At 62.1% G+C, this 17,968-nt stretch carries 14 protein-coding genes; 11 read left to right on the forward strand and 3 right to left on the reverse strand.

Annotated elements, in window-relative coordinates:
* Nucleotides 1-22: 22 nt before the first annotated feature.
* The 3 genes from RHP75_RS14735 (at nucleotide 23) to RHP75_RS14745 (ending at nucleotide 2,115) form a co-directional block, all read left to right on the forward strand.
* Entirely contained in the window at nucleotides 23-985 is a 963-nt protein-coding gene (locus tag RHP75_RS14735) for an alpha/beta hydrolase (RefSeq protein WP_311088845.1), read from the forward strand.
* Nucleotides 982-1,452 carry a MaoC family dehydratase gene (locus RHP75_RS14740; protein ID WP_090248421.1) on the forward strand — a complete coding sequence of 157 codons (471 nt, stop codon included), beginning with the start codon at nucleotides 982-984 and terminating at the stop codon, nucleotides 1,450-1,452. Before RHP75_RS14735 ends, RHP75_RS14740 begins: the two co-directional genes overlap by 4 nt.
* Before the next feature lie 156 nt (nucleotides 1,453-1,608).
* Nucleotides 1,609-2,115 (forward strand): DUF1993 domain-containing protein, encoded by a 507-nt coding sequence (locus RHP75_RS14745; RefSeq protein ID WP_311088846.1) that lies wholly within the window; start codon nucleotides 1,609-1,611, stop codon nucleotides 2,113-2,115.
* Between the two features lie 156 nt (nucleotides 2,116-2,271).
* Here the strand turns inward: RHP75_RS14745 and RHP75_RS14750 are convergent, their stop codons facing one another.
* Both RHP75_RS14750 and metE read right to left on the reverse strand, forming a co-directional pair.
* A complete protein-coding gene (locus RHP75_RS14750) occupies nucleotides 2,272-3,261 on the reverse strand; it encodes an alpha/beta hydrolase (protein ID WP_311088847.1) in 990 nt (329 codons plus the stop codon).
* 200 nt (nucleotides 3,262-3,461) lie between these two features.
* On the reverse strand, nucleotides 3,462-5,765 hold the full coding sequence (metE, locus tag RHP75_RS14755) for a 5-methyltetrahydropteroyltriglutamate--homocysteine S-methyltransferase (RefSeq protein ID WP_311088848.1): 2,304 nt from the start codon (nucleotides 5,763-5,765) through the stop codon (nucleotides 3,462-3,464).
* Between the two features lie 150 nt (nucleotides 5,766-5,915).
* On the opposite strand from metE, the gene metR reads away from it, so the two are divergent.
* The 7 genes from metR to RHP75_RS14790 all read left to right on the forward strand — a co-directional run bounded on the left by metR (nucleotide 5,916) and on the right by RHP75_RS14790 (nucleotide 13,857).
* Nucleotides 5,916-6,836: a transcriptional regulator MetR gene (gene metR, locus RHP75_RS14760; protein WP_108487605.1), complete on the forward strand. Its 921-nt coding sequence runs from the start codon at nucleotides 5,916-5,918 to the stop codon at nucleotides 6,834-6,836.
* A gap of 36 nt (nucleotides 6,837-6,872) precedes the next feature.
* The gene (locus RHP75_RS14765) at nucleotides 6,873-7,637 is read left to right on the forward strand and encodes a transporter substrate-binding domain-containing protein (RefSeq protein ID WP_311088851.1); all 765 of its coding nucleotides are present in this window, start codon (nucleotides 6,873-6,875) and stop codon (nucleotides 7,635-7,637) included.
* Between the two features lie 106 nt (nucleotides 7,638-7,743).
* Nucleotides 7,744-8,400, forward strand: coding sequence for a TetR/AcrR family transcriptional regulator (locus tag RHP75_RS14770; protein ID WP_160089976.1), 657 nt, complete (start codon nucleotides 7,744-7,746; stop codon nucleotides 8,398-8,400).
* A 5-nt stretch (nucleotides 8,401-8,405) separates the two neighbouring features.
* Nucleotides 8,406-9,488 carry an efflux RND transporter periplasmic adaptor subunit gene (locus RHP75_RS14775; protein WP_167141747.1) on the forward strand — a complete coding sequence of 361 codons (1,083 nt, stop codon included), beginning with the start codon at nucleotides 8,406-8,408 and terminating at the stop codon, nucleotides 9,486-9,488.
* 1 nt (nucleotide 9,489) lies between these two features.
* A complete protein-coding gene (locus RHP75_RS14780; RefSeq protein WP_311088853.1) occupies nucleotides 9,490-12,636 on the forward strand; it encodes an efflux RND transporter permease subunit in 3,147 nt (1,048 codons plus the stop codon).
* Nucleotides 12,637-12,761: 125 nt separating this feature from the next.
* A complete protein-coding gene (locus RHP75_RS14785; protein ID WP_311088855.1) occupies nucleotides 12,762-13,502 on the forward strand; it encodes a glutathione S-transferase family protein in 741 nt (246 codons plus the stop codon).
* A 25-nt stretch (nucleotides 13,503-13,527) separates the two neighbouring features.
* Nucleotides 13,528-13,857, forward strand: a complete 330-nt coding sequence (locus RHP75_RS14790; RefSeq protein WP_311088856.1) for a DHCW motif cupin fold protein — start codon at nucleotides 13,528-13,530, stop codon at nucleotides 13,855-13,857.
* 18 nt (nucleotides 13,858-13,875) lie between these two features.
* Here RHP75_RS14790 and RHP75_RS14795 read toward each other — a convergent pair whose 3' ends face one another.
* Nucleotides 13,876-14,562, reverse strand: coding sequence for a class I SAM-dependent methyltransferase (locus RHP75_RS14795; RefSeq protein WP_311088857.1), 687 nt, complete (start codon nucleotides 14,560-14,562; stop codon nucleotides 13,876-13,878).
* 301 nt (nucleotides 14,563-14,863) lie between these two features.
* Between RHP75_RS14795 and RHP75_RS14800 the strand changes: the two genes are divergently transcribed.
* A complete protein-coding gene (locus RHP75_RS14800; RefSeq protein WP_311088858.1) occupies nucleotides 14,864-17,947 on the forward strand; it encodes a transglycosylase domain-containing protein in 3,084 nt (1,027 codons plus the stop codon).
* Nucleotides 17,948-17,968: the final 21 nt, after the last annotated feature.

Genomic DNA, 17,968 nt, shown 5'->3' on the forward strand with positions numbered 1-17,968 from the left:
CTGCAGGCTTAAGGGATTCGCCATGCTCCACCAAGCGTTCTGGCTCAATAGCACCGATGCAGCGCCCCTCTTTGTCAACCGCTGGTATGCCGAACAGCCGCCGAAAGCGTTGCTGATGGTCGCCCACGGCATGGCCGAACACAGTGGGCGTTATGCACGCCTGGCCGAAGCGCTGGTGGCGCAGGGCTTCGAGGTTTATGCGCATGACCAGCGCGGGCATGGCAAAACCGCCGAGCACGGCCTGCTCGGCCACTATGCCGACAGCAAGGGCTGGGAGCTGGTGGTCAATGACCTGGCCAGCCTTAACCATCATATGCGCCAAACCCACCCGCAAACGCCGATATTCCTGCTCGGCCACAGTATGGGCAGCTACATCAGCCAGGCCTACCTGATGCAGCACAGCTGCAGCCTGCAGGGGGCGATTCTTTCTGGCTCCAACTACCAGCCCGTGGCGCTGTACCGTGCCGGGCAACTGCTGGCTCGCTTCGAGCGCTGGCGACAAGGCCCGCTGGGACGCAGCGCCCTGCTGGAGTTCGCCTCATTCGGTTCATTTAACAAAGCCTTCAAACCCAACCGTACCGCCTTCGACTGGCTGAGCCGCGACCCGCAGGAAGTCGACAAGTACATCAACGATCCGCTGTGCGGCTTCCGCTGCAGCAACCAGCTGTGGGTTGACCTGCTGGGCGGGCTGCAACAGATCACCCCACTGGAAAACCTGGCGCAGATCGACAGCAGCCTGCCGCTGCTGGTGATCGGCGGTGCCTGTGACCCGGTCAGCGACGGCCACCGTCAGCAAGACCTGGGCAACGCCTTAAGCGCCGCCGGCAATCAGCACGTACAGGTCAAACTCTACCCCGACGCACGCCATGAACTGCTCAACGAGAGCAACCGCGACGACGTCACCGCCTACATCATCGACTGGTTGCAGCAGGCCCTCAGCCAACCGCGCCAGTGCCACCAACAGAGCCAAGAGAGTCACCCATGACCCAGAGCAGCAACACGCCCTACGACGCCCTCGAAGTCGGCCAGACCGCCAGCTACAGCAAGACCGTCAGCGAACGCGATATCCAGCTGTTTGCCGAAGTGTCCGGCGACCACAACCCGGTGCACCTCGACGCCGAATATGCCGCCACCACCATGTTCAAGGAGCGTATCGCCCATGGCATGTTCAGCGGTGCATTGATCAGCGCCGCCGTGGCCTGCGAGCTGCCTGGCCCAGGCACTATTTACATCGGCCAGAGCATGCGCTTCACCGCACCAGTGAAGCTCGGTGACACCCTCACCGTGCGCCTGGAAATCCTGGAGAAACTGCCAAAATTCCGCGTGCGTGTAGCCACTCGCGTGTTCAATCAGAACGATGAGCTGGTGGTCGACGGAGAAGCGGAAATCCTCGCCCCGCGCAAGGCGCAGACCGTTGAACTGACTCAACTGCCGCCCATCACCATTGGCTAAAACTTACTCACGATCGACTGCCGCTTGCTCGACGGCAAGATCTTCAACAGCCTCTAAGCTTGTTAGCCCACGTCACCGTCGCTGCCTGCGGCGGTGCACCGCCCTTCTACACAATCACGCCCGGGGCAATCCGCTTCGGCGTTTCTGGAGATATCCATGTCCCTGTCCATGTACCAAGCATCCATCCCAGTCTTCACTCGTCAGCTGAACAACCTGTCGACCATCCTAGGCCTCGCCGCCGCCCACGCCGAAGAGAAGAAGATCGAGCAGAGCGTGTTTCTCAACGCCCGTCTGGCCCCCGATATGTTTCCACTAAGCCGCCAGGTACAGATCGCCTGTGATGGCGCCAAGGCCGGCGCCGCCCTGCTGGCCGGGGTCGATGCACCGAGCCATGCCGATGATGAAGCCAGCTTTGCCGAGCTGCAGGCACGCATCAGCAAAACCCTGGATTTCCTCGCCAGCCTCAGCGCAGCGCAGATCGACGGCAGCGAAGCGCGCACTGTGGTTCTCAAGCGTCGCGACAAGGAAACCCACTTCCAGGGTCAGGCCTTCCTGCTCGATCACGTCATGCCGAACTTCTATTTCCACTACACCACTGCCTACGCCATTCTGCGCCACAACGGTGTCAGCATCGGTAAGCGCGATTTCCTCGGCACTCGTTAAAAATCGATTTACGATCTGCTGCGCGTCGGCCCTGCCGCGTTAAAAACAGGCTCGGAATGCTCATTTACAGCCAGTAAACTCCGCTTCCTCGCCTGTTTTGGCCTTGCAGGTCTCTAGCTCGCTAGATCGTAAAACAGATTTTAAGAGCCGATAGCCTTAAAGCCGCGTCCACTGCCCATCGCCTCGATGGGCCTGCAGGTGCGGCAACACCGCCGCTAGCAAGGGTTCTTTGAACGCTTCCTGAAAGCGGTGGGCCAGACCGGGGATAAGTCTCAATTCACTGTTCTTGATATGCGCCGCCACATGCACGCCGTGCATCACCGGCAGCAGCGGATCGGCCGTGCCATGCACCACCAGGGTTGGCACGCGCAGACGATTAAGCAGCTCGACCCTGCTCGGCTCCGCGAGAATGGCCAACAACTGACGTTGCACGCCTTCGGGGTTGAACGCCCGGTCGTAGGCAATCTGCGCCTGTTGCAGCAGTAACTGCCGGTCATCGCTGACCGCCGGGCTGCCCAGCGCGGCCAGCAGGTCGGCCTGCTGCTCCAGGGCTATCGCGCGGTTGGGCGCTTCACGTTTGGCCAGCAGACTCAGCAGCGCGCTGCTTGGCGCCGGCAAACCCTGAGCACCGGAGCTAGTCATGACCAGAGTCAGGCTCTGCACCCGCTCAGGTGCAAGGTCGGCCATATGCTGAGCGATCATTCCGCCCATGCTCGCCCCAAGCACGTGAACCTCACGCACGGCCAATGCATCCAGCAAGCCCAGGGCATCCTTGGCCATATCGCGCAGCCCATAGGGTGCTGCCACCGACAGACCGAGGCGATAACGCAGTGCTTCATAGGTCAGATTGATTTCTGGCGCGTTGCCAGCCCATGCGCTCAGCCCAACATCGCGGTTATCGAAGCGGATCACCCGAAAGCCCTGCTGACACAGGCGCGCCACCACTTCATCCGGCCAGTGGATCAACTGCCCGCCCAGGCCCATCACCAGCAGCAGCGCAGGATCGCTGTCGCGACCAATGCTCTGATACGCCAGACGCACCTCGCCCACATCCGCCGTGTGCGTCGGCACCTCTACATCACAACGCTGCGCCGCAAAAACCGGCAAGCCGCACAACAGTGCAGCGAGAAGAATCAACCCACGCATAACATCACCCAGACCCGGGACAGCAGAACGCAGCACCCCATTAAGACGCGAGTGTGGTGATGTTTGTGCGAGCGCGCTGCCACACAAGCGTGACAATTTGATGAAGGGAGACGAGCGGTCTTTCTACCGCGACAAAAAAATAGCGAAAGCCCCTGCGAAAGCCGATCAGGGCAGTCACAGGGGCGTGCTCGTGAAGACGATCAGGCCAGTTCGCTACGCAGCTGACGAGCCGCCGCCACCATATTGATCAACGCCGCTTCGGTCTCCGGCCAGGCGCGGGTTTTCAGGCCGCAATCCGGGTTGACCCACAACCGCTCGAGCGGAATGCGCTGCGCAGCCTTGCGCAGCAGGTTGGCCATCTCCCGGCTATCCGGCACCCGTGGCGAGTGAATGTCATACACGCCGGGGCCGATGTCGTTGGGGTAGTCGAAACGCTCGAAGGCCTCCAGCAGCTTCATGTCCGAACGCGACGTTTCGATGGTGATCACGTCGGCATCCATCGCAGCGATGGACTCGATCACATCGTTGAACTCGCTGTAGCACATGTGGGTGTGGATCTGCGTTTCGTCACGCACGCCCGAGGCGCACAAGCGGAAGGCTTCGGTGGCCCAGTTCAGGTAACCCTGCCACTGCGCCTGGCGCAGCGGCAGGCCTTCGCGGAAGGCAGCTTCGTCGATCTGGATGATCTTGATCCCGGCTGTTTCCAGGTCTACCACCTCGTCACGAATGGCCAGAGCCAGCTGGCGCGCTTGCTGTTCACGGGAAATGTCGTCGCGCGGGAAGGACCACATCAGCATGGTCACCGGGCCGGTCAGCATGCCCTTCATCACTTTGCGGGTAAGGGTCTGCGCATAACCGATCCAGGCCACAGTCATGGCCTTGGGCCGACTCAGGTCGCCGTAGATCACTGCCGGTTTGACGCAACGCGAACCGTAGCTCTGCACCCAACCGAAACGGGTAAAGGCATAGCCGTCGAGCTGCTCGGCGAAGTACTCGACCATGTCGTTGCGCTCGGCCTCACCGTGCACCAGCACATCCAGACCGAGGTTTTCCTGCACCTCGACGGCATGACGGATTTCGCTGTGCATGGCCTCGGTGTAATCCCCCGCCGACAGCTTGCCAGTCTTGAATGACTGACGCGCCAGACGGATGGCGGCGGTTTGCGGAAACGAGCCGATGGTGGTGGTCGGCAAGACCGGCAACTGCAGACGTGCGCGCTGCTGTTCGATGCGTGTGACAAATGACGACTGACGCTGGCTGTCGGCAGCAGTAATAGCCGCCAAACGGGCCTGTACCGCCGGTTTGTGGATACGTGGCGACTGCGCGCGACTGGACTGCACGGCGCGGCTTTCAGCCAGCGCGGCCTGCACCTGAGCATCCTGCGGGTTATTAAGCGCCGTGGTCAGCAGTGCGACTTCCTCACACTTCTGCACGGCAAAGGCCAGCCAGCTTTTCAACTCATCATCCAGCTTGTCCTCACGACTCAGGTCGACCGGGCTGTGCAACAGCGAGCAGCTCGGCGCCACCCACAAGCGCTCGCCCAGGCGTTCCTGAGCCTGCTGCAGCGTCTCCAGTACCGCTTGCAGATCGGTACGCCAAACGTTACGGCCGTTGACCACGCCCAGCGACAGCACCTTGTAGGCCGGCAAACGGTCGAGGATGGTCGGGAACTGCTCGGGGGCACGCACCAGGTCGATATGCAGGCCATCCACCGGCAGGCTGGCGGCCAGGCCGAGATTATCTTCCAGGCCGGCGAAATAGGTGGCGATCAGTTTCTTGCCGGGCTCGCGCTGCAGCAGGTTATAGGCGCGCTCGAAGGCGTTCTTCCAGGCTTGCGGCAGGTCCAGCACCAGAATCGGCTCATCGATCTGCACCCACTCCACACCCTGAGCGGCCAGGCGCTGGAGGATTTCGCCGTAGACCGGCAGCAGCCGCTCCAGCAGGTCAAGCTTGTCGAAATCGCTGCCCTTGGCTTTGCCCAACCACAGATAGGTCAGCGGGCCGATCAGCACCGGTTTGATGCGGTGGCCCAGAGCGTGGGCCTCTTCGACTTCCTCGAACAGTTGTTCCCAGCTCAGCTGGAACTGCTGCTCGACACTGAATTCGGGCACGAGATAGTGGTAGTTGGTGTCGAACCATTTGGTCATCTCTTGTGCATGAGCAGCGCAACAGGCGCTCTGGCTGCTCTTGTTTGCCACGGCACCGCGCGCCATGCCGAACAAGGTATCCAGAGTCGGCTTGCCGTCTGCCGGGCGAAAACGCTCGGGGATCACGCCGAAGGTCAGCGAGTGGGTTAGCACCTGGTCGTACCAAGCAAAGTCGCCAACCGGCAGCAGATCGATGCCAGCGTCCTTCTGCAGCTGCCAGTGGGCGGCGCGCAGTTCACGACCTACAGCCCGCAGGCCGGCCTCGTCCAGTTCGCCCTTCCAGTAGTCCTCCAGGGCTTTTTTCAGTTCACGGTCGCGACCGATACGCGGAAAACCAAGGGAATGGGACAGGGCCATGTCAGAACGCTCCAGCAGATCAATAAGATGCTGGCTATTCTCGGCACCCCGCCTAAGTGAGACAAACTCAATCTATTCGCCTTGATCTATAGTTTTACTCATGTTCTGCTTGTCGCTAGAACGCCGACCCGCCAAACACCGAGGCCCGCCATGCTCGAATTGCGCCACCTGAAAACCCTGCATGCCCTGCGCGAAAGCGAAAGCCTGGTGGATGCCGCCGAACGCCTGCACCTCACGCAATCAGCGCTGTCGCACCAGTTCAAGGAGTTGGAAGAGCGTCTGGGCATGCCGCTGTTCGTGCGCAAAACCAAGCCCGTGCGTTTCACCAGCGCCGGCCTGCGCCTGTTGCAGCTATCCGACACGGTATTGCCGCTGCTGCGCGGTGCCGAGCGTGATTTAGCCCGCCTGGCCGGTGGCACCGCCGGCCGTCTGCACATGGCCATCGAATGCCACAGCTGCTTCCAGTGGCTGATGCCGACCATCGACCAGTTCCGCGATGCTTGGCCGGAAGTGGAACTGGACCTGGCCTCGGGCTTCTCCTTCGCCCCACTGCCCGCCCTGGCCCGCGGTGATCTGGACCTGGTGGTAACCAGCGATCCACTGGAGCTGGCCGGCATCACCTATGTGCCGCTGTTTACCTATGAAGCCATGCTCGCCGTGGCCAACCAGCATCCGCTGGCCAGCAAACCGTGCATCAAGCCGCAGGACCTGGCCACGGAAACCCTGATCACCTACCCGGTGGAACGCGACCGCCTGGACATCTTCACCCGCTTCCTTGAGCCGGCGGATGTCGAACCAGCGCAGGTGCGCACCTCCGAGCTGACGGTGATGATGATGCAACTGGTGGCCAGCGGTCGCGGCGTGTGTGGTCTGCCCAACTGGGCGCTGCATGAATACAGTTCGCGTGGCTACGTGACGGCAAAACGCCTGGGCGATAAGGGCCTATTCGCCACCCTGTACGCCGGCATCCGCACCGACATGCTCGACGCGCCGTTTATGCGTGACTTCCTGCTGACCGCCAAGGACACCTCCTTCGCCAATCTGGAAGGCGTCAGCGTGGCACGCGGCTAAGCTTGCATAACCCGCCGCCTGAATATCGAGCACTGCATGCGTTGTTTGCTTTCCGTTTTGCTGCTCTGGGCTGGCCTTTGCCAGCCCCTGCATAGCCAGGAAAAAATACACATCGCCATCGGCGAATGGCCGCCGTTTATCAGCGCATCGCTGCCTCACTACGGCGTAGTGCCGCAGTTGATCAGCGAAGTCTTCGCCAGCCAGAACGTCAGCGTGGAATACGGTTTCTTCCCTTGGAAGCGCGCCTACACAGAGGTCAAACAGGGTCACTGGCAAGCCTCGGCCATCTGGGGTCGCACGCCGGAGCGCGAGGCCGACTGTCTGTTTTCTGCTGTGGTCTACAGCGATGAACTGGTGCTGTTCTACCGTCGCGACAAACCGATCAGCTGGGACGGCCGCCTCGCAGGGGCCGAGCAGCTCAATGGTCTGCGCATCGGCATTCCGTTGGGATCGGCGAAGATGCCAGTGCTGGAGCAAGCCGAACAGCGCGGCTGGGTGCGGTACGAAGCCAGCGGGGATGAGCTGATCAACCTGCGCAAGCTGGCCGCCGGGCGCATTGATGCGGTGGACATCGTCAAAGGCTCGGGCAGCCATGTGCTCAGCCAACTCAGCGCCAAGGAACGCGCCCACCTGACCACCACGCAAACCTACGATACCTGGGATTACCACCTGATTTTCTCCCGCCAGTTGCCTGAGAGCGAACGCCTGCAGCAACTCTTCGATCAGGGCCTGCGCGAGCTGAAAGACAGCGGCCGTTATGCGCAACTCTGGCAACCACTCAGCACATCACACCATCCTTAAACGCTGATCCATCCAATCACGGCAAAGCCTGTTACAACTGCCGGCTTGCCGCATCGTGACCAACAGTCATAGCATGACCGCCGGTCACAACCTCCGACAAATCCGTATGCGCTACCAAGATCAACTCTTCGAACAACGTGAGAACGCCCTCCTAGACGCGGCCCGCCAGCTGTTTGCCGAGCAGCCCTGGGATCGCGTGACGATTGCCGAAGTGGCGCTTGCCGCCGGCATCGGCAAAGGCACGGTGTACAAGCACTTCCCCAGCAAGGAAGCGCTGTATGCGCGCCTGGTGCTCGACCTCAGCCGCGCCAACCTGCTGGAACTGCGCCAGCTGCATGCCGCCAGCCCCGCACAGGACGCCATGCGCCGGGTGATCCACCGCGCCTTCGAGCAGATGCTGGCCAACCCGATCCAGGCGCAGCTGTGCCTGCACTGCGACCGCCCGGAGTTTCAGGAGCGCCTGGAAAGCCCGTACCGCCAGCAATTCCTCGATATAGAGCGCGAATTCCAGCTGTTCTTCAGCGACATGCTCGGCGTGGCCCTGAACAACCAGGCGCTGAGCCAGAGCGACTGTCAGAACCTGTTGTGGGGCGTGGAAGCCTGCGTCAACGGGGTAATGGCACGCATCGCCTCCGGTGGCTTTGCCCACTGGGCCGAGCCGATTGCCCTGGATGAGTACTTCGCCCGCGTCACCGATTTCATCATTGCTGGCCTGCGCACTCAGGCCGCCGAACTGCTTGCTCAACCCCATTGCCACGAGTAACCACCATGTTCAGTCAGCTGTCCAAACGCCCCTGGTTGATCGCCGTCGCCATCAGTCTGCTGCTCGTGCTGTGGCTGTTCAGCGGCTCGCTGTTCAAGACCCAGGAAACCGCCACCGCCGATGCGCCAGTGGCGGAAAAGGGTCTGACCAAGGTTGAAGTGCAGTGGCTGGAAGCCAGCCCGATGCAGCGCCAGCATGTGGTGCAAGGGCAGATCGAAGCCTGGCGCCGGGTCGAGCTGCGTTCGCAGATCAGCGGCACGGTGACGCGCCTGGATCAGGACAAAGGCAACCCGGTCAAGCAGGGTCAGTTGCTGCTCAGCCTCTCCACCGACAACCGCCCGGCCCAAGTGGCCAAGGGCGAGGCCGATGTACGCCAGCGCGCCGCCGACGCCAGCGCCGCCGAACGCCTGCGTGAACGCAACCTGGTTTCCACCAATGAACTGATCCGCCTGCAGAGCGAACTGGCCAAAGCCCGCGCCGAACTCGACCTGGCACGCATCCAGCTGGGCAACACGCAGATCAACGCGCCGTTTGCCGGGGTGTATGACCAGCGCATGGTCGAGCTGGGTGATTTCGTTCAGCCGGGGCAAAGCTTGCTGACCCTGGTGGACATCAGCCAGCTCAAGGTCAGTGCGCAGATTGCCCAGCAGGAAGTCACCCAACTCAAGCTGGGGCAGCCGGTGAAGGTCGAATTGCTCGACGGCCGCGAATTACAGGGTGAATTGCACTTTATTGCCGCTGCCGCCGACCCGGGTTCACGCAGCTTCCGCATCGAGGTCAAGGTCGCCAACCCGCAGGCCCTGCGCTTGGCGGGCGCCAGCGCGACCCTGCATGTACAGACCGGCGAAGCCCTGGCCCATCGCCTGTCGCCCGCCCTGCTGAGCCTGGATAAAGCCGGCCGGCATGGCGTCAAGTGGGTTAACGAGCAGCAACAGGTGGAGTTCACGCCCGTGCAGCTGATCAGCGTCGACAACCAGGGCGCCTGGGTCAGCGGCCTGCCTAACAAGGTCGCCTTGATCACCCTCGGTCAGGGCTTTGTCGAGCCGGGCCAGCAGGTGATCAGCCAGCTGGCCAAAGGGGGTAGCTGATATGCACGGCCTGATCGCTGCGGCGCTGGACCGCAGCCGCACCAGCCTGCTGGTGCTGCTATTTCTTATGCTGGGCGGACTGACGGCGTATTTCGCCATCCCCAAGGAAGCCAATCCGGATGTCAGCATCCCAATCATCTATGTTTCGGTAACCCTCGAAGGCATCAGCCCGGAAGACGCAGAGCGCCTGCTGGTTCGCCCCCTGGAGCAGGAGCTGCGCAGCCTCGAAGGGGTCAAGGAAATGCGTTCCATGGCCAGCGAAGGCCATGCCTCGGTAACCCTGGAGTTCGACGCCGGCTTCAACGCCAAGTTGGCCCTGGCCGATGTGCGTGAGAAGGTTGATACCGCCCGCAGCAAGCTGCCAGAGGAAGCCGAGGAACCGACAGTCAATGAAGTCAACGTGGCGCTGTTTCCGGTGCTGTCGATTGGCCTGTCCGGGCCGATTGCCGAAACCGAATTGGTCTACATCGCCCGGCGCCTGAAAGAGAACGTCGAAGGCATCGCCGAAGTGTTGTCGGTGGAAATCGGCGGCGACCGCGAAGACCTGCTGGAAATCGTCGTAGACCCACAGGTGCTCGACAGCTACGGCATTGACTACAACGAGCTGTTCAACCTGGTTAGCCGCAACAACCGCCTGGTCGCAGCTGGCAGCCTGGACACCGGTGCCGGGCGCATGAGCATGAAAGTGCCCGGGGTAATCGAAGACCTCGAAGACGTACTGTCCATGCCGATCAAGGTGGTCGGCGACAGCGTGGTGACCTTCGGCGACGTTGCCACCATTCACCGCACCTTCAAGGACCCCACCGGTTACGCGCGGATCAATGGCCAACCGGCGGTGGTACTGGAGGTGTCCAAGCGCAGCGGCGCGAACATCATCGACACCATCGAGCAGGTCAAGGCGTTGATGGTCAAAGCCCAGCCACTGCTGCCCGAAGGCCTCAAGGTCAGCTACATCATGGATCAGTCGCAGCAGGTGCAGAGCATGCTCAGCGACCTGCTCAACAACGTGATGACCGCCATCGTGCTGGTGCTGATTCTGGTGGTGGCGAGCATGGGCATGCGCTCGGCGCTATTAGTCGGGCTGACCATTCCGGGGGCTTTTCTCAGCGGCATCCTGCTGATCTGGATGCTCGGTTTCACCCTGAATATCGTCGTGCTGTTTAGCCTGATTCTGGTCGCCGGCATGCTGGTGGACGGCGCCATCGTCGTCTCCGAACTGGCCGACCGCTACCTGCACCAAGGGCAATCGCCGCGCCAGGCCTGGGCTAACGCCGCCACGCGAATGGCCTGGCCAGTGATCGCCTCCACCGCCACCACCCTGGTGGTGTTTCTGCCGCTGCTGTTCTGGCCCGGTGTGGTCGGCCAGTTTATGAAATACCTGCCGGCCACGGTGATCGTCTGCCTGCTCGCTTCGCTGGCCATGGCCCTGGTGTTTTTGCCGGTGCTCGGCGCCGTCACTGGCGGCCAACCCCTGCCGCAAGCCACCCAGCCTGGCCTTGGCGCCGTCGGTTATCGCCGCCTGCTCGGCACCTTGCTGAAGCGCCCTGGGCTGACCCTGCTGGGTATGCTCGCGCTGATTGCACTGATCTACACCGCCTATGGCCGCTTCAACCATGGCGTGGAGTTCTTCCCCGAAGTCGAACCGGAGAACGCCCAGATCTGGTTGCGCGCCCGTGGCGATCTATCAGTGCAGGAGAAAGACGCCCTGCTGCAGCAGGTAGAGAAACGTCTGCTCGGCATGAGCGAGGTCAAGGCGCTGTACGCCCGCTCCCTGGCGCAACCGGATGGGCAGCTCGGTGCAGACGTGATCGGCACCCTGCAGTTCCAGTTTGTCGAATGGCATGAACGGCGTTCAGCCGGCAAGATTCTTGCCGACATGAGCACGCGCACCGCCGATATTCCCGGCATCGTTCTGGAGTTTCGCAAGCAGGAGGAAGGCCCGAGCAGCGGCAAGCCGGTGAAATTGCAGATCAGCTCGCAGGACCCGACCAAGGCCGATCAGCTGATCGAACAGGTACGCGGCAACATGCAGCGTCTGGGCGGGTTCAAGGATATCGAGGATGACCGCGCCCTGCCGGGCATCGAATGGCGGATCAAGGTCGACCGCGAAGCAGCTGCGCGTTTCGGTGCAGACGTGCTGAGCGTGGGCAATGCCGTGCAGATGGTCACCAATGGCCTGAAACTGGCCACCTACCGCCCGGAAGACGCCACCGATGAAGTGGATATCCGCGTGCGCCTGCCAGCCAACTGGCGCTCTCTCGACCAGCTCGGCCGGCTGACCCTGAACACACCGGCCGGGCAGATTCCGCTGAGCAACTTCGTCTCGCTGCAACAAGCGCCGAAGGTCGGCACCCTGCGCCGGGTCGACGGCAACCGCACCATTACCCTGCAAGCCGACATCGCCGAAGGCGCACGCCTGGACGAACGCCTGCAAGCCTTGCGCAAGGCCATGGGCGAGGTGCCCAGCGATGTACAGGTGAAGTTTGCAGGCGAGGACGCCGACCAGCGTGAAGCGGCAACCTTCCTTGGCACGGCCTTTGTGGTGGCGATCTTCCTGATGTTCATTATCCTGGTGACGCAGTTCAACAGCATCTATCAGTCGCTGCTGGTGCTCTCGGCCATCGTGCTGTCCACCGCCGGGGTGCTGATGGGGCTGCTGGTAAACGGCCAGTCGTTCGGCATCGTCATGGTCGGCATGGGCCTGATCGCCCTGGCGGGCATTGTGGTGAACAACAACATCATCCTCATCGACACCTACAACCAGCTACGCCGCCAGGGCCTGGAACCGCGTGAGGCGGCGCTGGAAACCGGCAGCCTGCGCCTGCGCCCGGTGCTGCTCACCGCCGTGACCACGGTGCTCGGGCTGGTGCCGATGGTAATCGGGGTCAACGTCGATCTGCTCACCCCCAGCCTGGGCTTTGGTGCGCCGTCGACCCAATGGTGGACCCAGCTGTCCAGCGCGATTGCCGGTGGCCTGACCTTCGCCACCGTGTTGACCTTGCTGTTGACGCCTTGCCTGCTGGTACTTGGCTCGCGCTTCGAACGTCGCCCGCCGCCGCTGGAAACCTTCGACGACGACCTGCTCGACTTGCCGGAGCACCTACTGGCCAGTGCCACCGGCAAGGTCGAGCTGCAACGCACGCCCTAAGCTGTTCGCCCAGGCCAGCAATGGCCTGGGCATGGCGCCCCCAACGAAAGCCTGGACTGCCGATTGCGACTGGGTAGTCGGCGCAACAGGCCGTACACTCGACGCACTATTGTCGAGGGCCCACCATGCGCACGCTTTATCAGTTCCCGATTTCCCACTACTGCGAAAAAACCCGCTGGCACCTGGATCACAAGGGCCTCGACTTTCAGGTGGACAACCTCTTCCCCGGCCTGCATCGGCTGAAAAGCAAGCGCCTGGCCAATATCGTCACCCTGCCGATCCTCAAGGACGGCGACAAGACGATCGGTGACTCCACCGAGATCGCCCTGTACCTGGAACAACATTATCCCGAGCGCCCGTTACTGCCTGCCGATGCCGCGCAACGGGCCGAGGTGCTGGAACTGGAAGCGCATTTCGACCATATGGGCGTGCATGTGCGCCGCTGGTTGTATGGCCAGATCAAGCAATGGGATTCGGTGATGCATGCCATGCTCAAGGTCTACCGCCCGCTGCTGGGTTTGCGCGACCTGATGAAACCGGTGCTGATCAACGGCGTACAGCGCCTGTATGGGGTAACGCCACAGCGCGTGGCGAAATCTCAGGCTGAACTGCTTGAAGGCCTGGCGTTGATCGAGTCGCGTATCCACGGCGATCCATCACGCTATCTGGTCGGTGAGCAACTGACCCTGGCCGACATCAGCGCCGCCGCGCTGTTCGCCCCGCTGTTCACACCTGCCGGCACACCATGGGAAGGCATTGTCGGGCACGATGCCAAGACTCAGTCCTTCCTCGATGAGCTGCACGCCCACCCGGCCGGTCAGTGGGTGATGCGCCGCTATGCCGAAGATCGCCAGCGTCGCAGCTGAGCGGTTTGACTAAAGGATTCACATTATGAACATCAGCGATATCCCATTCGGCGTTACCGACTGGAGTCAGATTGAACGCAGCGAACATGCCGGCGAGACCGGCATGGCCTACTGGCGCACCCAGGTATTTGGCAGCATCCGCGTGCGCATGGTCGAGTACAGCGCCGGCTACCTGGCCGATCATTGGTGCAAGAAAGGCCACATCCTGCTGTGCCTCGAAGGCGAACTGCACACCGAGCTGGAAGATGGTCGGCGCTTTGTGATGACGGCAGGCATGAGCTATCAGGTGGCTGATCAAGCTGAAGCGCATCGCTCATCAACCGCCAGCGGGGCGCGGCTGTTTATCGTCGACTGAAGGCTTTATCAGGCCTGATCAGTTGCGCTCGGAGCTCAGCAGCATCAGCAGCGACACCGGCTGCTCGCTCTCCGGGTGCAACGGCTCCTGTAGCCATTGCAGGCGCCAGCCGGTTTCACTGAACAACGCCAGCCAGGACTCCAGCGTGCGGAAGAACCAGGGCATCGGCTGAGCAAAGCCCTCGCCGAAGCCGGCAAAGGTTTCCACCCGCCAACCGTCGCGATAGCTCGCATCGTTGCAGGCACGCCAGGGATGCAGGGTCTGGATCAGTAAGCGACCGCCCTCCGCCAGTAAACCATGCAAGGCATTCAGGGTCGGTGCCAAGGGCTCTTCCAGCAGGGCAAAGTTGCACACCAGCACATCGAAACGGCCCAGCAGCTCAGCCTGGCTTTCCAGCTCGGCATAACCACATACGCGGTACTGCGATGCACCTGTCGCCGCCTGCTGCGCCACGGCGATCAGCGGGGCGGAAGCGTCCACGCCAACCGCCTCAATGCCATGCTCGACCAGCCCACGGCACAACCAGCCCTCGCCACAGCCCAGATCCAGCACACGCTTGGGTGCCAGGGCGAGAATCGCCTGAACGATGGCGGCATCAGTCACCAGTCGACGGCTTTCAATGCGCTGCTCGCGCACGGCCGCCGTCCAGGCATCAGCATTAGCCTGCCAGCTGAGGTTGAGTTGCTCCCGATGGTCGCGCTGCATAGCTCACTCGTCGCCTGTTCCGTCACGGCAAAATTCTAGCAATCTGCAGTTGCCCGCAACGCCAGAGGCAATCCTGCGCCAGTTGCGGGACATCTGTGTTGCCGCTGATCACTTAATCCACGTATCGGCAGATAAAAAACAATGAAAAACCCTCCGTCTGCCAAGCCCATCCCGGCCTGCCCGGTGCGCCAGCGGCTAAACTGCAGACAGTGGCCAGCTGAGAGGAACTCAGTGTTTAAGCCCGCTGATGTTATTCAGCAACCTGTCAAACCTATGGATGAGTACATCAGGCTAAATGAATATGGGCGCACCTTGGCAACTCGACATCACCACCCTGCCGGCCGGCGAGCAACCCAACCGGCGCAAGCGCACCAGCAAGCTGAAAGTCACCTTCTGGCTGCTTGTTCTGTTGCTGTGCATCGCTAGCGGTTTTTTGCTTGTCGAAGAAGCCCGCACCTCGCGCTTGCAGGCTCAGGAGCTCAGCCGCTATGCGCAAACCCTCAGTTATCGGGTCAAACCGGGGCCCAGCCCATCGATCATCTACCCCAAGGAAGGCCCTTTCGATAAGCGCCAGGGCTACACCTACCTGCCCTTGATGCTGGAACGCCTTGGCCAGCGCAACTTTGTTGTGCAGCAACAGGCGCAGTTTTCCCCCGCCTTGCTCGACTATGCCCAGCGCGGCCTGTTTGTACCCTACCCGGAGAAGATCCAGAGCGGACTGCGCATCAGTGACTGTAGCGGCACGCCGTTCTATGAGTTCCGCTACCCACAGCAGCGCTACCCAAGCTTCAACGCCATCCCGCCACTGGTAGCCGGCAGTCTGTTGTTTATCGAAAACCGCAAACTGCTCGACCCCGAGCAGCCGCTGGCCAACCCGGCAGTGGACTGGCCACGCTTCGTTATGGCGGCCATCTCCCAGGTCGGCAAGCTGCTGGATATGCAGGACCAGTCTGCAGGCGGCAGCACCTTGGCAACCCAGCTGGAGAAATACCGCCACTCCCCGGATGGCCTGACCTTGTCGGCCACGGAGAAACTGCGGCAGATGCTTTCCGCCAGCGTGCGCGCCTACCAGAGCGGCCCGCAGACACTGGCTGCACGGGAAAATATCGTGCGCGACTACCTCAATAGCGTGCCGCTCTCCGCCGCCCCCGGGCATGGCGAAGTGCATGGCCTGGCCGATGGCCTGCGCATCTGGTTTGGCGCGGACTTCGCCCAGGTCAATCTGCTACTCGACCCAGCACGCTCACCAGATGCCAGCCTGGCCGAGCGCGGCCTGGCGCTGCGTCAGGTACTGGCCCTGATGATTGCCCAGCGCCGCCCGTCCTATTACTTGGCTCAGGGCCGTAATGACCTGGCCGAACTGACCGATAGCCATATCCGCCTGCTGGCCGGCGGCGGCCTGATTGACGCGGCGCTACGCGATGCGGCGCTGAACCAGCCACTGGCCTACCGCGACTGGGCACTGGAGCCCAACCTGCAGGTGGTGGACAGTAACAAGGGCATCAGCGTTTCGCGGGCGCGGCTGTCAGCCATGCTCAACATGCCGCTGTATGACCTGGATCGCCTCGATCTGAGCGCCACCAGCACGCTGAACAACGAACTGCAGCAAGCCGCCAGTCAATACCTGCAGCAATTGGCCGACCCGGAATTTGCCGGGCAGATCGGTCTGTTTGGCGAACGCCTGCTGTCCCCGGAAAAGACCGCCGACGTGCGCTACAGCTTCACCCTGTTCGAACGCACCAGTAACGGCAGCGTCGTGCGCGTGCAAACCGATAGCACCGACCAACCGTTCGATATCAACGAAGGCAGCAAGCTGGAACTGGGCTCCACCGCCAAGCTCCGGGTACTGGCCACCTACCTGGAAATCATTGCCGAACTACATCAGCGTCATGCCGGCCAAAGCGCCAGAGAATTGCGCGCAGTCAACGCCCAGGACAACCTCACCCGCTGGGCCATCGGTTATCTGCAAAGCACTCCCAACGCCAGCCTGCCAGCCATGCTGGATGCCGCGCTGGAGCGCAAATACTCGGCCAGCCCTGGGGAACGTTTCTTTACTGGCGGCGGCATTCATACCTTCGCCAACTTCCGCCGCGAAGATAACCAGCGCATTGCCAGCATGCGTGAAGCGTTGCGCGAATCGCTGAACCTGCCATTTATCCGCTTGATGCGTGATCTGGTGCGCTACAGCACCTATCAGGGCCCGAACAACAGTGCCGAGCTGCTCAAGGACGACAAGGATCCACGCCGCCAGGCCTATCTGCAGGACTTCGCCGACCGTGAAGGCACTACCTTCCTGCTGCGTTTCTGGCGCAAATACCAGGGCCAGCCGGAGCAGCAGCGCCTGGACACCTTTCTCAACGGCCTGCGCCACACCTCGGTACGGCTCGCCGCCGTGCACCGCTACCTGATGCCGCATAGCGATGAAGCCAGCTTCGCCGCCTTCCTGCGCAAATACCTGCCCCAGGAAAAGCTCAGCGATAAGCGCATCGCCGAGCTCTATAAGAGCTACGGCCCCGGCACCTACAGCCTGCCTGATCAGGGCTATATCGCCCGCGTCCACCCGCTTGAACTGTGGCTGTTGGGCTACCTGATCGAACAACCGCAAGCCACCTTCAGTAATGCGGTGGCCGCCAGCCAGGACGAACGCCAGGAAGTCTACGGCTGGCTGTTCCGCAGCCGGCATAAGAGCGCCCGCGACAGTCGCATCCGCATCATGCTCGAGGTGGAAGCCTTCCTCGATATTCACCGGCGCTGGCAGAACCTCGGCTACCCTTTCGCACATCTGGTGCCGTCGCTGGCCACCGCCATCGGCAGCTCTGGCGACCGCCCGGCGGCGCTGGCCGAGCTGGTGGGAATTATTCAGAACGACGGCATTCGACAGCCCACTGCACGCATCGACAGCCTGCACTTCGCCGCGGATACCCCCTATGACACTCTGGTGGTACGCGACCATACCGAGGGCAAGCGAGTCATGGCCTCCGAGGTAGCGGCCGCGCTGCGCAGCGCCCTCGCCGATGTGGTTGAGGCCGGCACTGCGCGACGCTTGCTGGGCAGCTTTATCCAGGCCGACGGCCAACCGCTGAAAGTCGGCGGCAAAACCGGCACGGGCGATAACCGCATCGAAACCGTCGGCGCCGGTGGCCGGGTACTCAGCTCGCGGGCGATGAACCGTACGGCAACGTTCGTGTTCTACCTCGGCGCTCGCCACTACGGGACGCTTACCGCTTTCGTCCCAGGCCGCGCGGCAGAAAGCTTTCGCTTCACCTCCGCACTACCGGTGCAGGTACTCAAGGGCATGGCCCCAATTCTGCAGCCCTACCTTGAGCCGGATACCCACAGCCAGTGCTTGCCACCCAGCCCCGCGACGCGGGTCAGCAACTCGTAGGGCCAGCATCAAAAACTGTCC

Origin of the sequence: Pseudomonas sp. SG20056 (genome assembly GCF_031764535.1) — a bacterium.
Classification (GTDB): domain Bacteria; phylum Pseudomonadota; class Gammaproteobacteria; order Pseudomonadales; family Pseudomonadaceae; genus Aquipseudomonas.

Bases quoted from the DNA above. Each gene is read 5' to 3' on its own strand.
- RHP75_RS14770 (WP_160089976.1), top strand. From the start codon at position 7,744: ATGCGCTACCAAGATCAACTCTTCGAACAACGTGAGAACGCCCTCCTA.
- RHP75_RS14750 (WP_311088847.1), bottom strand. From the start codon at position 3,261: ATGCGTGGGTTGATTCTTCTCGCTGCACTGTTGTGCGGCTTGCCGGTT.
- RHP75_RS14740 (WP_090248421.1), top strand. From the start codon at position 982: ATGACCCAGAGCAGCAACACGCCCTACGACGCCCTCGAAGTCGGCCAG.
- metE (WP_311088848.1), bottom strand. From the start codon at position 5,765: ATGGCCCTGTCCCATTCCCTTGGTTTTCCGCGTATCGGTCGCGACCGT.
- metR (WP_108487605.1), top strand. From the start codon at position 5,916: ATGCTCGAATTGCGCCACCTGAAAACCCTGCATGCCCTGCGCGAAAGC.
- RHP75_RS14790 (WP_311088856.1), top strand. From the start codon at position 13,528: ATGAACATCAGCGATATCCCATTCGGCGTTACCGACTGGAGTCAGATT.
- RHP75_RS14735 (WP_311088845.1), top strand. From the start codon at position 23: ATGCTCCACCAAGCGTTCTGGCTCAATAGCACCGATGCAGCGCCCCTC.
- RHP75_RS14780 (WP_311088853.1), top strand. From the start codon at position 9,490: ATGCACGGCCTGATCGCTGCGGCGCTGGACCGCAGCCGCACCAGCCTG.
- RHP75_RS14795 (WP_311088857.1), bottom strand. From the start codon at position 14,562: ATGCAGCGCGACCATCGGGAGCAACTCAACCTCAGCTGGCAGGCTAAT.
- RHP75_RS14800 (WP_311088858.1), top strand. From the start codon at position 14,864: ATGGGCGCACCTTGGCAACTCGACATCACCACCCTGCCGGCCGGCGAG.
- RHP75_RS14765 (WP_311088851.1), top strand. From the start codon at position 6,873: ATGCGTTGTTTGCTTTCCGTTTTGCTGCTCTGGGCTGGCCTTTGCCAG.
- RHP75_RS14775 (WP_167141747.1), top strand. From the start codon at position 8,406: ATGTTCAGTCAGCTGTCCAAACGCCCCTGGTTGATCGCCGTCGCCATC.
- RHP75_RS14745 (WP_311088846.1), top strand. From the start codon at position 1,609: ATGTCCCTGTCCATGTACCAAGCATCCATCCCAGTCTTCACTCGTCAG.
- RHP75_RS14785 (WP_311088855.1), top strand. From the start codon at position 12,762: ATGCGCACGCTTTATCAGTTCCCGATTTCCCACTACTGCGAAAAAACC.